The sequence below is a fragment of the Alteromonas sp. AWM4_230 genome (genome assembly GCF_056158305.1).
Map to the genome: position 1 here is coordinate 820,501 of NZ_JBSWTB010000001.1, position 13,735 is coordinate 834,235.

Below are 13,735 nucleotides of genomic sequence, written 5' to 3' on the forward strand. Positions count from 1 at the left end.
TTTTATTGGCGGTAACCCACCCGCCGCGATGGGTACAACGAGTGGGTCACAATGTATGAAAGGTCGCGTTAGTTGGCTAAAAGCCATAGCTGCTGATAGGGGGCGAGTAATAAAGGTGCAGCTTCCATAGTCACAGTTTCACCTGACAGCAGGTCTGTGGTCGATGTACAGTTGACTGTCGCCAATAGAGAACGCTGAAGCTGTTGCTCATGTTCACTGAAATTACAGATAACAAGGAGCTTTTCACCTGCATCATTCTCGCGCATAAAAACAAAACAATGTTGATTGTCAGCATCTAATATATGTGTTTGAGCTTGGCCAAAAACGGAATACTGTTTTCTAGTTTCGATCATTTTTTGCAAGCCTTTAAATACGCGAAGGCTCGCGACTTCCGCTTCACTAGACGGTGCTGTCTTACCTAGGGCCAATGCGGTATCTTCTTCATTAACCGCGATGCGATTAACCCATCTGTCGTCATGCTTTTTACTTTCGTCTTTGCGGTAGCTGTAGTCGTTTAGCTTTCCAATTTCATCGCTGGAATAAAGTAAAGGGATGCCGCCGATACTGAAAGTTACTCCATATAACAACAACATGCGTTTAACGGCTTCGTCGATACCTTGTGCGTCACCGTTTTTAAGTGCGCCTTCTAAGCCGCACAGCGATGCCAGTGAACCACATACACGACAATCGCCATTACTTGGATTTTCTGCAAATGGCACACCGTTAGCAAAACTTCCCTCAAAGCGACCAGTATAAAATTGGTTGAGGAAATAGCGATGATCGAAGGGGTTTATACCCAATTGATTAGCGACAGCATCATCGAACGTCCAGCCTATGTCGTCGTGACAGCGTACGTAGTTAACCCAAGTACACTCGTTTGAAATAGCGAAGCTCTTTTTCATAGAGTGTGTAAGCAGGCGCGTTTTACGTGTAGCTAAAGAGTTCCACAGTAATGCCATTAATAACGGGTTATAAGAAAGCTGGCATTCATCTTTATCGATATACTTCAGCACCTCATCTGGATGAACAATAGCTTCTGACTTAAATACCACCGCTGGCGCAACAATTTGCAAACAGCAGTTGAACGCTTGAATCAGTACGTGTGCTTTCTCCTGATTTTCGCAGTCGGTCCCCACTTCTTTCCAAATAAACGCAAGTGCGTCTAAACGTAACGCTGCGCTACCAATGTTAGCTAGAAATAGCATTTCAGAGGTAATGGCATTAAAAACTTCAGGGTTGCTGTAGTTTAAATCCCACTGAAAGCTGTTGAAGGTCGTCCAAACCCATTTTTCAATCTGTTCGTTAAAAGTAAAGCTGCCTCTTCTAACTTGAGGAAAAATCTCTCTTAACGTTTGTTCATATTGATCGGGAATAGTTCTGTCATCAAATAAGTAGTAGTAATTTTGATATTGCTTGTCGCCATTTAATGCCGCTTTTGCCCACGCATGTTCATCAGAGGTGTGATTAAACACAAAATCTAGCACCAGGTTAATTCCTTCCTTTTGAAGGGCCGACGAAAGCTTTTCCAAATCTTTCACAGTACCTAAAGAGGGATTTACCTTGCGGTAGTCCGAAACAGCATAGCCGCCGTCACTGTCACCTTGCGGCGCGTCATATAGCGGCATTAAATGTACATAGGTTACACCTAGCGCTTTAAAATAAGGAATTTTATCGTGTAAGTCTTTTAGCGTTGGCCCCATTAAATCTACATAGCAGGCCATGCCTACCTGTCGCTCGTCACGATACCACAAGGGAGCTTTTAGCCTTTCATTATCAAGCTTTTTAAGCGCTGGCTTTCGACTTTTTAACCCATCTCTTAATATTTCAATGAGTTTTTGTAAATGAAAATAGCAGTCATACTGATGTCCATAAACGCAGGTATAATGTTTAAAAAGTCGAGGGAAATGCGCTTTTAATCGCTGGGTAAACGTCGTTGCATCTTTCTTGGTAAGTCCAGATAAATCGGTAGATGCCAAGATGCGCTCTAAACACATACTGCTATCGGCAGCGTAGCTCATAGAAAACTCCATAGTATGACGCGGTTGAAGGGCTAGCGAACCTATTCTAATTAACAGGTTTACAGGCTTTTTAAATTCTGTTAACTTTCATCTTAAACGATTAAGTTAATTTTTCCAAATGAGATGTTAAATTTGTTATCAAATTTATTACATCGTCGTTTTTGATTACTAAATATGTGAAATAAGTCAGTGCTTCAAACATCTATTGTTTGTCAAAACTGACATGTTTTTTTATACGTGCATACGGATATAAATTTTCGTCATGCCGCTGTTGTGAGACTGACTATGCCTAACCAAGACCGTAGTAGCAGAATTATCCGGTGGTTAACCTACCTAATGTTTATGATGTTTGCGATGACATCAGATTCAGTAGGCGAGATTATCAAAGAAGTGAAGGTGGCGTTTTCCGTCACGAATGCGCAAGCAAGTTTAATGCATTCTCTGCCTATGCTGGGTATCGCCCTTTCTGGTTTGTTCCTGGGGTTTCTAGCCGATAAGTTAGGCCGTAAGCCAACCATTATTATAGGGTTAGCATTGTTTGGGTTAGCTTGTTACAGCTTCCTTATTGCTAATGACTTTATGTTGATTGTTAGTTTGATGAGCTTGTCAGGGGTGGCCGTTGGTATTTTCAAAACAGGTGCGCTGGCCCTTATCGGTGACATTTCAACTTCAACAAAACAACATACTGCAACGATGAATGGTGCAGAAGCTTTCTTTGGTGTTGGCGCGATTATAGGCCCTTTAATTGTAGCCTACCTTATCCATCAAGGAGTAGCATGGCAATGGCTTTACGTTATTGCGGGCGGCGTTTGTACTGTTCTTATTGTCGGTGCGCTGCTGGTCAAATACCCGGCTTATTCTCGTGACACGTCTTCTGGTGAAAATAAAGTATCCATTGCGCAAAGCTTAAAACTGGTAAAAAACCCTTACGCGTTAGGCTTTTCAATTGGCGCATTTTTATATGTTGCGGCAGAGAGTGCTATCTACGTGTGGATGCCTAGTTACCTAGTATGCGACGCAACTACGCTTAAAGCGACCTACGACTGTTACAGTGAGGGGGTTTCTCAAACTTTGGCTATTTATTCGGTAACCGCATTTTTTATTTTGCGTGCCGCAGGCCGTTTCTTGGGAATTTGGATGATGTCTCGCTTCAACTGGGCGTTGGTGTTGATGTTGTTTACAGGCGCTATAGTACTGTGCTTCGGCTTGGGGTTATGGGGTGGAAAGCAGCTCGCGCTTTATTTGTTCCCACTCACAGGTATTTTCATGTCGGTCATTTACCCTACGTTCAATTCAAAGGGAATAAGCTGCTTCCCTAAACATCAACACGGTAGTGTGGCAGGAGTTATATTGTTCTTTACTGCTGCTGGCGCAGCGGCTGGCCCTTTTATCATGGGGCTTGTAAGTGACGCTAACGGCGGTGATGCAAAATACGGCTTCATGGTCGCCACGGGTTTTGCCGCGTTGCTGTTTATCGGCTTAGTATATAACTTCGTTAAGAACCCCACCAAAGAGCGTTTAGCAGAAATTGAAGCGAGTGAGTACGCTAACTAAGTGAAAATAGCCGCGAGGCTAGTCGCTCGCGGTGTTAGTTAACCTAAACGTGCCGGACTTATGTTCGGCACTGGTTTTTCGTAGCGTTGTTGTTTAAGCTTCCCAATATTCCCTCATTTATCAATCTGTAATAACGTCCCATGGATGAATTAAAACAAGCCCAAGCCCTTTACGACACGCTGGTTGAATTTGCTGTGACCTACAGTTTCCAAATTGTAGGTGCCATTATCATTTTCTTACTTGGCTGGTGGGTGGCAAATAAAATAGGCCATGTGGTTGAAAACCTCATGGTGAGCAAGAAGATTGATATCACGCTTAGCCGATTTACCGGCGGTATATGCAAGCTGGTGGTACTTGGTATAGTCATCATTATCGCGCTTGGTAACGTGGGGATAAGCGTTACCCCGTTAATAGCGGCACTTGGTGCAGTGGGGCTAGGTGCCGGTCTTGCTATTCAGGGCATGCTGGCAAATTACGCCGCAGGTTTTACGATAATCATTACCCGCCCGTTTGTCGTTGGGGATACTATTCGCGTTCGTGGCGTAGCTGGCGTTGTTGATCAGGTTATGCTGCCTTATACCATTCTTATTGATGAAGATAACGTGCACATACAGATTCCCAATAAGCTAATTGTTGGGGAAATCTTGCATAACTCTGCTGAAAACATGCTTATAGAACTCGAGATAGGCGTTGCTTACTCCAGTAATGTAGATAATGTCATTGAAGTAATTCGACATGCAGTTGCATCTGTTGACGGTGTTAGTGCAGAAAAAACACCTGCTATTGGTGTCGATAATTTTGGTGACAGCAGTATTAATTTTGGAGTTCGAGTTTGGGCTCCTGCGACAAGGCATTTCGAAGTGCGCTATGCGCTTAATCAAGCCGTTTTTAACGCGCTTCAACAGCACAATATTGATATTCCATTCCCGCAACGAGAAGTCAGAATGCTGGACTAGGATAAGGTTATTTTAGCAGACCTATTGTTAGATAAATGCCGAACAGCCACTCAGCCGTTCGGCATTTTTTTATAATTCGTAAAGTTCTAGCGGTAACCCGTCAGGGTCTTGAAAAAACGTAAAGCGCTTACCGGTATATTCGTCGGTCCTAACCGGCTCACATTCCACACGCTTGTTAGTTAAGTGATCAATCATTTCATCAAGGTTGTCTACTTTAAATGCCAAGTGTCTAAGCCCTTGTGCTTCCGGGCGCGAAGGTCTTTGCGGTGCCCCTGGAAACGAAAATAACTCAATTTGACTACCGTCAGGCAGGCCAAGGTCGCATTTATATGAGTCCCTGGCTTCTCTGTAATTTTCGTCAATGATGGAGAACCCTAACACCTCGGTATAAAACGCTTTTGAACGGGGATAGTCACTACAAATAATAGCAACATGGTGAAAGCCTTTTAGCATGCTATTTCCTTACTAGTGCTTACGGCATTTCTTGGCCACGAGCGACTTCAAACAACTTGTACCAGTGTTCGCGAGAAAGATGAACGTCCATCGCTTTGTGGCTCGATTTGATACGTTCTACATTGGTGCTGCCTAACACAGGCGCGATATTGGCAGGGTGTCGCATTAGCCATGCTAAAACAATGGCTTCAGGCGTTGTTTGATATTCGCTTGCAAGCTGTGCCACTAAATCTGCGGTAGCTGCATCTGCACTAGTCTCGGTTTTCGCCCCTGTATATTTTCCTTGAGCCAAGCTTCCCCAAGCCTGAAGCTGAACATTATTCATCATGCAGTATTCAAGGGTTCCTGGTGCATAACCCATATTGCGATTTGCCGCGCTGTTGCTGGTTATTCCGTCTTCTAACCAGTCTCTAAAGCCAAGACTCATTTCAAGTTGGTTAGCTACAATAGGTGTCGACAGTGCTGATTGAAGGTAGTTTATTTGGTGCCCATGCATATTAGACACACCTACGTGCTTAATCTTTCCCTGTTGCTGCAGCAGTAGTAAGGTGCCAGCCACTTCTTCTAGCTCCATAAGCGGGTCGGGGCGGTGGAGCAACAGTATATCGAGTTGCTCGATACCTAAACGAGAAAGTATACCTTCGACCGAGGTGTGAATATGATTTGCCGAGAAATCATAGCGCTTTGGTCCTAAATCGTCCTCAAAGCGTATTGCACATTTAGATTGAATAATCATTTGATCTTTAAGCTCTGGCGCTTGCTTCAGGGCTTCACCAAAGGCAGTTTCTGCTTTACCGAATGTGTAAATATCGGCATGGTCAAAAACGTTAATATCTAAGTCTAGTACAGCGTCGATGATTGATCTTGCTTGGGTAACATCGGCTTTAGTGACGGGGTCATTATTCCAACCACCACCTAAGCCCATACATCCATAAATTAGGCGGCTTGCATGTGGAAAGTGTGCATTCATATAGTTTTCTCCCTTTAAAGGTGTGAGTGAACAAAATTGCCTTTGCACTCATAGAAGCTTTGGCGCTTATTCTTATTATCAACTGGGCTGTACTCTAGTATGACGTGTTGAATAATAAAAGCTTGATTAGTCGAGTGTCTTTTAACTAGCGACAGTTAACGCTTAGGATATTTATGGTGTGAATTAGCAATAAAGATCACAACTGCTGGTGTAGGCGTTTTAATATCGTAGTGAATATTCATCGCTACAAACTCATCACAAGAGAAGAGGGTTTATGTTGAAAAAATGGTTTTTATTGGCAATTGCACTACTTGTTGGGTTAGCTGGCTGCACCGGAGTACCGGAAAACGTAAAGCCAGTTAAAGGTTTCGAACTTCCTAGGTATTTAGGGGAGTGGTACGAGATCGCGCGCTTTGATCATAGCTTCGAAGAAGGGTTAACTGAAGTTACAGCAACTTACAGTATGCGCGATGATGGTGGCGTGAAAGTGATTAATCGCGGCTATTCAAAAGAAGAAGGTAAGTGGGATGAAGCCGAAGGCAAAGCGTATTTTGTAGAGAACGAAACCACAGGACATTTAAAGGTATCCTTCTTTGGCCCGTTTTACGCGAGCTATGTCATTATGGAGCTAGACAAAGAAGGCTATCAATATGCACTGATAACAGGCCCGGATAAAGATTACCTTTGGATATTAGCGCGGACGCCTTCAATTTCAGACGAAGTTCGCATGCGTTTATTAGAAAAAGCGACCGCGGCTGGGTACGATGTTAGTAAGCTTATTTGGGTAGAGCACGGCCAAGTGAAATCATAGCTGCTATCAAGCGAGTTGTTCTGCGCGCAAATTGGGAATTGTGCTATTATTGCGCGCAATTCCCCTCTGTTTGAATAAGTATTAAGAGAGACAAGGCATGCAAACGCTCAACATTACTACGCCAGACGATTGGCATCTTCATTTTCGCGACAACGAAATGCTGGCTGAAACAGTGCCTGCAACTGCGCGTTGTTTCCAACGCGCTATCGTTATGCCGAACCTAGTACCACCCGTAGTTAATGCTGAAATGGCGATGGCATATAAAGGGCGAATTGAGGCTGCGCGACCTGAAGGCAGTAACTTTGAGCCGTTAATGACTTTATTTCTTACCAACCAAACTACGCCGCAGGATATTATCGATGCAAAGCAAGCAGGCGTAACCGCATGTAAGCTTTATCCAGCAGGCGCGACGACTAATTCAGACGCGGCGGTAAAAGGTATTCAGGCTTTATATCCGGTATTCCAAGCCATGCAAGAGCAAGGTTTGCTTTTGCTAATTCATGGTGAAGTTACCGAGCATCACATTGATATTTTTGACCGTGAAAAAGTGTTCATAGACACACATTTAGGTCCCATTGTTGAAGCATTTCCTAAGCTGAAAGTGGTGTTTGAACACATTACCACAGCAGATGCTGCTAGCTTCGTAGCGGGCGCGAGCGAATTTGTGGGCGCAACTATCACGCCTCAGCACTTATTACTTAATCGCAACGATTTACTGGTTGGTGGCGTACGACCTCACAACTATTGCCTGCCGGTACTTAAGCGCAATACCCATCAAAAAGCGCTGCGCGATATGGTGGCAAGTGGCAATAAGAAGTTCTTTTTAGGCACTGACTCTGCACCTCATGCTAAGCATAAAAAAGAGAATGCTTGCGGGTGCGCAGGTTGTTATAGCGCGTGGTCTGCAATAGAGCTTTATGCTGAAGTGTTCGAGCAGCTTGGTGCAATAGATAAGCTTGAAGGCTTTGCTAGCCATTATGGTGCAGATTTTTATGGTTTACCGCGAAATACAACTACAATGACGTTAGTGAAAGAGTCTTGGACGGTGCCAGAACAAGTAACCCTAGCCGATGGCACCGATATGGTTCCATTTTTTGCGGGGCAAACACTACAGTGGAAATTAGAAAAGGCATTTCAAGCGTAAGCTTATTCTATACAGTTTGTACGCGTGCCCTGAGGAACGTTTCCATAAGGGCACAAACGCTCTTCTACACCCATTCAAACGATTTTACTGACACTTTTCCATCATCTCACTTTCCTCGAAAGGTGGCATGATGAACCAAGAATATGGCGTAACTCATCATATAGAACATGGTGTAGTTAACTTTTGGAACCCAAATTAATGACCGTTGAAACAGTTAAGCATTTAGATATAAACCCTGCCATCGTTAAAGCACTAGACTCTCAAGGCATTCACCAACTTTCTCCAATCCAGGCGCAGTCGCTTCCCGAAGCGCTTCAGGGAAAAGATGTGATTGGTCAGGCGCAAACAGGTAGCGGTAAAACCTTATGCTTCGTGATCCCAGCCTTGCAGCACATTGAAGTTAACGATTTTACTACACAAGCTATTATGCTTTGCCCAACCCGTGAGCTTGCCGACCAAGTCGCGCAGCAGTGCCGTAGTGCGGCTAAAAATATCGGTAATATTAAAGTAACCACCTTATGTGGCGGGCAACCCATGGGACCGCAAATTCAGTCGTTAAAACACAGTCCGCACATTATTGTAGGTACTCCTGGTCGCGTGATGGATCATGTGGAAAAGCGCCGTATTGATTTACGTAATGTAAAGCTGCGTGTGCTTGATGAAGCCGACCGCATGTTAGATATGGGCTTTGAAGATGATTTACGCATTATCTTCGGACAGACGCCAACGCAAGTGCAAACACTATTGTTTTCCGCAACTTTCACCGAGCAAATTGAGCGTGTGGCGAAGCAGTACTTGCATGACCCAGTAACCTGTAAAGTAGAAGCGCAAGAGAGCAAGCCGGCAATTACTCAGTTAGGCTATAACGTGTTGCCTCATACTAGAATGCAGGCGCTAAAAGCCGTATTAACCGAATATCAGCCTAAAAACGCCATTGTATTCTGTAACCGTAAAACGCAGGTAAATGAAGTTGTTGAAGAGCTTATAGAAGATGGATTCAGCGCTAAAGGGCTTCAGGGGGATATGGAACAGCACCAAAGAACTTCAGTGCTTATGCAGTTTGCAAGCGACGCGCTACAAGTGCTTGTTGCTACCGACGTTGCTGCCCGTGGATTAGACATCGATGATATTGCCTGTGTTATTAACTACGCAGTAAGCGAAGAGCCGGAAACCCACATTCACCGCATTGGCAGAACGGCACGTGCGGGCGCTCAAGGTATGGCGATAACGCTAGTAAGCGAGGAAGAAGAACACTTTTTACGAAAGATAGAAGTATTGCAAGAAAGTGATATTTCGCTAAAAGGTGCGCAAAGCTTACGTTTTCATAAAAATAAAATTACCCAGCCAGAATTTACCTGTATTTCACTAAGCGCGGGTAAAAAGGAAAAGCTTCGCCCTGGCGACTTGGTAGGAGCGCTTACAAAAGATGCAGGCATTCCTGGCGACGACTTGGGCAAAATTAAAGTGCAAAACAGCATAAGTTTTGTCGCAGTGAAAACGCGAAGCGTGAAAAAAGCCATGGCGCACTTTAGAGAAGGAAAGATCAAAGGAAAACGTATTAGAGCCCGAAAGCTTTAATAGATATGTGTTGACGTTATACAATGGAAGGTTGAGTGTGATCGCTGAAACTGACTTGAGCGTGTTACTGAAAAATTTGAATCCTGTGGCAAGTAGTGAAAATTACGTTTTTACTACTTTGCCTGCTGACAGATTAACCAAAACGTTAATTTCAATAGCTAAGGGTATGTTTCAGGAACGCGAGGGCACCACGCTTATTCTTCCGGTTGCCGCAGCCGAGAAAGCTAACCTGCAATTTGAAGGTTACTATCGCTGTATAACCTGCGAAGTCCACTCTAGTCTAGAGGCGGTAGGTATGACGGCAGCTATGTCCACCGCGCTGGGTAAGGCAGGAATTAGCGCTAACGTTGTGGCCGCTTATTATCACGACCACATTTTTGTGCCAGCGGAAAAAGTCGACTTGGCGATAGAAGTTTTAACTTCGCTGTCTCACTAGGCCCTCCCATTCTCTTCCTGATTTTTTTCTTTTCCCGAGAACGCATTAACCAGCCCCATGGTTAAGCAATATTGGGCACCATAGTAAGTTGTCATTACCCAAAAGGTAGATAGTGGAAGCGGGGTTTTGAAAACCGACTGAGCGAGAATGGCATCTGATATCACAAAAAGTAACGCACCGGTTACGATTAGCTTGGTTTGAGCTAACCACACCGCGGTTAAGCCCATCAGCGTGATTACGCTAATGTATGCCACTACAGGGTAAAACAACGAACCTGATGCAGGCAGAATATGACCGGCCATCACTGCCGTAAAACTAACAATGGTAAGGCTAATTAGCCATTTCACATTGTGTGAAATAATATCGCTTGAGAGCGCTTTGGGTTTGTGGCGATTTAGATTGGCAAAACACGCGGCATAAGATAAATGCGCGAGAAAAAAGCAAGACAGGCCTGATATAAAACTTTCTGCAAAGGGCAATGCCAGACTAACATCTCCGGCAAGACTAAAAAGTAACGCCGTCAACACCATGTATCGCGGCATGGCGCTAAGTTTTGTATAGGCGAAAACTGCCAGTACCCCAATAGGTAGAGCTTTGGGTAAGAATTGAGCCATATAGGGGGTAAGCGGCAGCGTCGCCAAGTAAAGCAACGCTAAGCTGATAAAGACAATAGTTGTTCTTACATTCATATTTAGCCTTTTTAAACCTGCTCAGTCATACACTTCAACACGAAAAAAAGCCCCAGTTTGACGAACAAAACACGGGGCTTTAACTGTCGTATTATCTACGCGTGCATGTGTGTGCAAATTACCAAATTTTCACGCGTTCTTCTGGCGGCAGATACAACGCATCGTCTTCGGTAACGTTAAAGGCTTCGTAGAATTCTGGTACGTTGCGCACAGCGCCGTTAGTGCGGAACTTCGTAGGGGAGTGGGTGTCTGTCTGTACTTGACTGCGCAAGGCTTCTTCACGGTATTTGCTGGCCCACACTTGGCCGTAACCAATGAATACACGCTGATCGCCAGTGAAACCATCTAGTTCAGGTGCTTTTTCACCATCAAGAGACAGGTGGTAAGCTTTAAGAGCGATGCTGATGCCGCCAAGGTCGCCGATGTTTTCACCTAGGGTATATTCACCGTTCACGTGCAAGTCAGGCAGCACCTCAAACTGGTTATACTGTTCAATCAAGTTTGCAGTGCGTGCTTCAAACTCGCCGCGATCTTTATCGGTCCACCAGTTTCTAAGCACGCCATCACCGTCAAAGGTTGAGCCTGAATCATCGAAGCCGTGGCCAATCTCGTGTCCGATTACTGCGCCAATACCACCATAGTTAACCGCGTCTTCGGCATTCATATCAAAGAACGGAGGTTGAAGGATGGCCGCAGGGAATACAATTTCGTTCAGCGGTGGATTGTAGTAAGCATTAACAGTTTGTGGCGTCATGCCCCATTCATGGGTCCACACTGGGCCGCCTTGTTTCTTCAGCATCTCTTCATATAGCACGTCAGAAGAACGCTTAAGATTTCCGAATAAGTCTCCGGCATTAACCGTCAGTGCTGAATAGTCTCTCCACTGATCTGGGTAACCAATTTTCACGGTAAACTTAGATAGCTTATCTAGTGCTTGCGCGCGAGTTTCGTCTGTCATCCAGTCTAGGTTTTCAATACTTTCTTTGTAAGCCAGCAGTAGGTTGTTAACCATTTCCATCATGCGGTCTTTCGCTTCAGGCGGGAAATGCTGTTTTACATAAACCTTACCGATAAGCTCGCCTACATGGGCATTTGAAAGGCTTACTGCACGACGCCATTGAGGCTGCTGCTCTTCTACGCCGCGAAGCACTTTACTGTAGAAGTTGAAGTTTGCTTCATCAAGCTCGGCATTCAATTGACTAGCTGAAGCGTTTAAAACGCCCCATTTAAGAAACGTCTTCCAGCCTTCTAGCGAGGTTTCGGCTATGACGCCATCAATGTTTTGCATGTAGTCTTTTTGCAAAATGCCTAGTGAAGGAATGTCGCTAATGTCAGCTTCAGCAAGATAGGCATCCCAGTTAAACTTAGGCATCAATGCTTTAAGTTCTTCAATCGAAAGCTTGTTATAGTTTGCGGCAAAGTTACGGGCTTGCTCTTTCTTCATGTGCAGTTGAGCAATTTTAGTCTCAAGCTCGAAAAGCATATCGGCACTTTCTTTTGGTGCTTCGAAACCCGCAAGTTCAAACATAGTTTGAATATGCTTAACGTATGCGTCACGAATGGTTTGTGATGTTTCGTCGTCTTTAAAATAGTACTCGCGCTCAGGAAGTCCAAGACCGGCTTGCCACGTGTACATCAGATATTCTTTTGGAGACTTGAGGTCTGGGTATTGGGTTAGGCTAAACGGTGTACCGTAGCCATAGCGAGCAGCATAAGCAAAATACTCAGCAAGGTCAGTGTAGTCTTCAATGGCTTCAATCTTAGTTAACTCAGGCTTTAGCGGCGTCGTACCAAGTTCGTTGCGGGTTTCCATGTCCATATAGGCACGGTAAAAATCACCCACTTTTTGTTCGTCACTGCCCGCTTTAAAATCACCTTCGGCAGAAGACTTAATAATATCCATTACGTGGTCTTGTGCTTCATCGCGAAGAATAACGAAAGAACCGTAACTAGACTTATCAGCTGGTATTTCAAAATTATCAAACCACTTACCGTTTACGTAGCGGAAGAAGTCATCGCCAGGGTCTACAGACAGATCCATATTCTCTTTAATGACGCCTGAAGAAAGCTGCTGCTGAGCTTCTTCAGTGGCAGCGCTTTGGTTTTGTTGTTCTGTCGATGAATTTTGTGGGCTACAGGCCGTTAAGGCCAGTGCCACGCTTAAGCTTAAAACGCTACGTAACATTTAGAGTTTTCCTTTTCATTCTGACTGGGCAATGTTTGGACTTGCCGCTTATAGTTTTTAGCGCGTTGTTAGGCCCTTTACATCCAAAAGAATGACCTTTGCATCCACAAGAATATCGGGGCGCAACACGCACGGTTTTTCTAACGTTTTAGCATGATGGTAGGGATAGAAAAAGTGTTTATAGTGAAAATACACAGCTTGTAACAACTTGGCAGACTAAGTTCGCTATAGTGTTCTGTATTGACCTCATCACAATATTCAAGGAACGGCAATGGACTTACATAAAACTCCTTTTGAAAGCGTATCACCGTGCGAGTACGCAGACGCCCTGCCAAGAGAGCAGTTCATGCACTACGGGATTAAACCATTGTGGTACGGTATGCCTCGTATTGCGGGTCCAGCATTCACCGTTAAGTGTGAGCCGGGTGACCATCTTATGCTGCATGCGGCGATATATCGCGCAAGCCCTGGTGATATCATTGTGGTTGAAGCTGACGATAACTTTGCCGTTGCGGGCGGCAACGTCTGCGCAATCGCTCAGTCGCGCGGCATTAAAGGCTTCGTGATTGATGGCGTTATCCGAGATCTTGCTGAAACCCGTGACAACAAATTTCCAGTGTTTGCCAGAGGCGTTATACCCAAGCCTGGAGCGAAAAAGTGCATATCGCCGTTAAATGAGCCTATCACATGTGGTGGTGTAACTGTTAACGCGGGAGACATTATTGTGGCGGACGAGGAGGGCATTGCAGTAATTCCAAAGGATGAGGCGCTAGCTGCCTATGACATTGCCCAAAAGCGCGCACAAAAAGACGGTTCTATGTCGCTCGAACAGTGGCAGGCTGAACACACTGAAAAAGTAGAAGGCATACTCGCTAAATTAGGCTTTGCAGAGTAAACCTTTGCAGAAAATGAGCCATATTTTGACAGGTGTTCGATGAGCT

General features: G+C 44.7%; 12 protein-coding genes. 7 read left to right on the plus strand and 5 right to left on the minus strand.

Going from position 1 to position 13,735, the window contains the following annotated elements:
- Positions 1-68: 68 nt before the first annotated feature.
- Complete coding sequence (locus ACXACS_RS03540; protein WP_474804159.1) at positions 69-2,018, minus strand: alpha-amylase family glycosyl hydrolase; 1,950 nt, start codon at positions 2,016-2,018, stop codon at positions 69-71.
- Positions 2,019-2,354: 336 nt separating this feature from the next.
- On the opposite strand from ACXACS_RS03540, the gene ACXACS_RS03545 reads away from it, so the two are divergent.
- Entirely contained in the window at positions 2,355-3,572 is a 1,218-nt protein-coding gene (locus ACXACS_RS03545) for an MFS transporter (RefSeq protein ID WP_474809204.1), read from the plus strand.
- A 140-nt stretch (positions 3,573-3,712) separates the two neighbouring features.
- The gene (locus ACXACS_RS03550; RefSeq protein ID WP_474804162.1) at positions 3,713-4,528 is read left to right on the plus strand and encodes a mechanosensitive ion channel family protein; all 816 of its coding nucleotides are present in this window, start codon (positions 3,713-3,715) and stop codon (positions 4,526-4,528) included.
- Positions 4,529-4,597: 69 nt separating this feature from the next.
- Here ACXACS_RS03550 and gloA2 read toward each other — a convergent pair whose 3' ends face one another.
- Both gloA2 and ACXACS_RS03560 read right to left on the minus strand, forming a co-directional pair.
- Positions 4,598-4,981: an SMU1112c/YaeR family gloxylase I-like metalloprotein gene (gene gloA2 / locus ACXACS_RS03555; protein WP_474804165.1), complete on the minus strand. Its 384-nt coding sequence runs from the start codon at positions 4,979-4,981 to the stop codon at positions 4,598-4,600.
- A 19-nt stretch (positions 4,982-5,000) separates the two neighbouring features.
- Positions 5,001-5,951, minus strand: coding sequence for an aldo/keto reductase (locus ACXACS_RS03560; RefSeq protein ID WP_474804168.1), 951 nt, complete (start codon positions 5,949-5,951; stop codon positions 5,001-5,003).
- A gap of 274 nt (positions 5,952-6,225) precedes the next feature.
- Here ACXACS_RS03560 and ACXACS_RS03565 point away from each other — a divergent pair, with 274 nt between their 5' ends.
- From ACXACS_RS03565 to ACXACS_RS03580, 4 genes are all read left to right on the plus strand, one after another.
- Positions 6,226-6,762, plus strand: coding sequence for a lipocalin family protein (locus ACXACS_RS03565; RefSeq protein WP_474804171.1), 537 nt, complete (start codon positions 6,226-6,228; stop codon positions 6,760-6,762).
- 97 nt (positions 6,763-6,859) lie between these two features.
- Positions 6,860-7,906 carry a dihydroorotase gene (gene pyrC / locus ACXACS_RS03570; protein ID WP_474804174.1) on the plus strand — a complete coding sequence of 349 codons (1,047 nt, stop codon included), beginning with the start codon at positions 6,860-6,862 and terminating at the stop codon, positions 7,904-7,906.
- A 198-nt stretch (positions 7,907-8,104) separates the two neighbouring features.
- Entirely contained in the window at positions 8,105-9,484 is a 1,380-nt protein-coding gene (dbpA, locus tag ACXACS_RS03575; RefSeq protein WP_474804177.1) for an ATP-dependent RNA helicase DbpA, read from the plus strand.
- 37 nt (positions 9,485-9,521) lie between these two features.
- Positions 9,522-9,920, plus strand: coding sequence for an ACT domain-containing protein (locus ACXACS_RS03580; RefSeq protein WP_474804180.1), 399 nt, complete (start codon positions 9,522-9,524; stop codon positions 9,918-9,920).
- Here ACXACS_RS03580 and ACXACS_RS03585 read toward each other — a convergent pair.
- Together ACXACS_RS03585 and ACXACS_RS03590 are read right to left on the minus strand one after the other, a co-directional pair.
- Positions 9,917-10,609, minus strand: a complete 693-nt coding sequence (locus ACXACS_RS03585) for a lysoplasmalogenase (RefSeq protein ID WP_474804183.1) — start codon at positions 10,607-10,609, stop codon at positions 9,917-9,919. The genes ACXACS_RS03580 and ACXACS_RS03585 overlap by 4 nt on opposite strands.
- Before the next feature lie 118 nt (positions 10,610-10,727).
- Positions 10,728-12,794 (minus strand): M13 family metallopeptidase, encoded by a 2,067-nt coding sequence (locus tag ACXACS_RS03590; protein ID WP_474804185.1) that lies wholly within the window; start codon positions 12,792-12,794, stop codon positions 10,728-10,730.
- Between the two features lie 271 nt (positions 12,795-13,065).
- On the opposite strand from ACXACS_RS03590, the gene ACXACS_RS03595 reads away from it, so the two are divergent.
- Positions 13,066-13,689 carry an RraA family protein gene (locus ACXACS_RS03595; protein ID WP_474804187.1) on the plus strand — a complete coding sequence of 208 codons (624 nt, stop codon included), beginning with the start codon at positions 13,066-13,068 and terminating at the stop codon, positions 13,687-13,689.
- The last annotated feature ends 46 nt before the right edge of the window (positions 13,690-13,735 follow it).

Bases quoted from the DNA above. Each gene is read 5' to 3' on its own strand.
- ACXACS_RS03545 (WP_474809204.1), top strand. From the start codon at position 2,355: ATGTTTATGATGTTTGCGATGACATCAGATTCAGTAGGCGAGATTATC.
- ACXACS_RS03550 (WP_474804162.1), top strand. From the start codon at position 3,713: ATGGATGAATTAAAACAAGCCCAAGCCCTTTACGACACGCTGGTTGAA.
- ACXACS_RS03565 (WP_474804171.1), top strand. From the start codon at position 6,226: ATGTTGAAAAAATGGTTTTTATTGGCAATTGCACTACTTGTTGGGTTA.
- pyrC (WP_474804174.1), top strand. From the start codon at position 6,860: ATGCAAACGCTCAACATTACTACGCCAGACGATTGGCATCTTCATTTT.
- ACXACS_RS03540 (WP_474804159.1), bottom strand. From the start codon at position 2,018: ATGAGCTACGCTGCCGATAGCAGTATGTGTTTAGAGCGCATCTTGGCA.
- ACXACS_RS03585 (WP_474804183.1), bottom strand. From the start codon at position 10,609: ATGAATGTAAGAACAACTATTGTCTTTATCAGCTTAGCGTTGCTTTAC.
- ACXACS_RS03595 (WP_474804187.1), top strand. From the start codon at position 13,066: ATGGACTTACATAAAACTCCTTTTGAAAGCGTATCACCGTGCGAGTAC.
- gloA2 (WP_474804165.1), bottom strand. From the start codon at position 4,981: ATGCTAAAAGGCTTTCACCATGTTGCTATTATTTGTAGTGACTATCCC.
- ACXACS_RS03560 (WP_474804168.1), bottom strand. From the start codon at position 5,951: ATGAATGCACACTTTCCACATGCAAGCCGCCTAATTTATGGATGTATG.
- ACXACS_RS03590 (WP_474804185.1), bottom strand. From the start codon at position 12,794: ATGTTACGTAGCGTTTTAAGCTTAAGCGTGGCACTGGCCTTAACGGCC.
- dbpA (WP_474804177.1), top strand. From the start codon at position 8,105: ATGACCGTTGAAACAGTTAAGCATTTAGATATAAACCCTGCCATCGTT.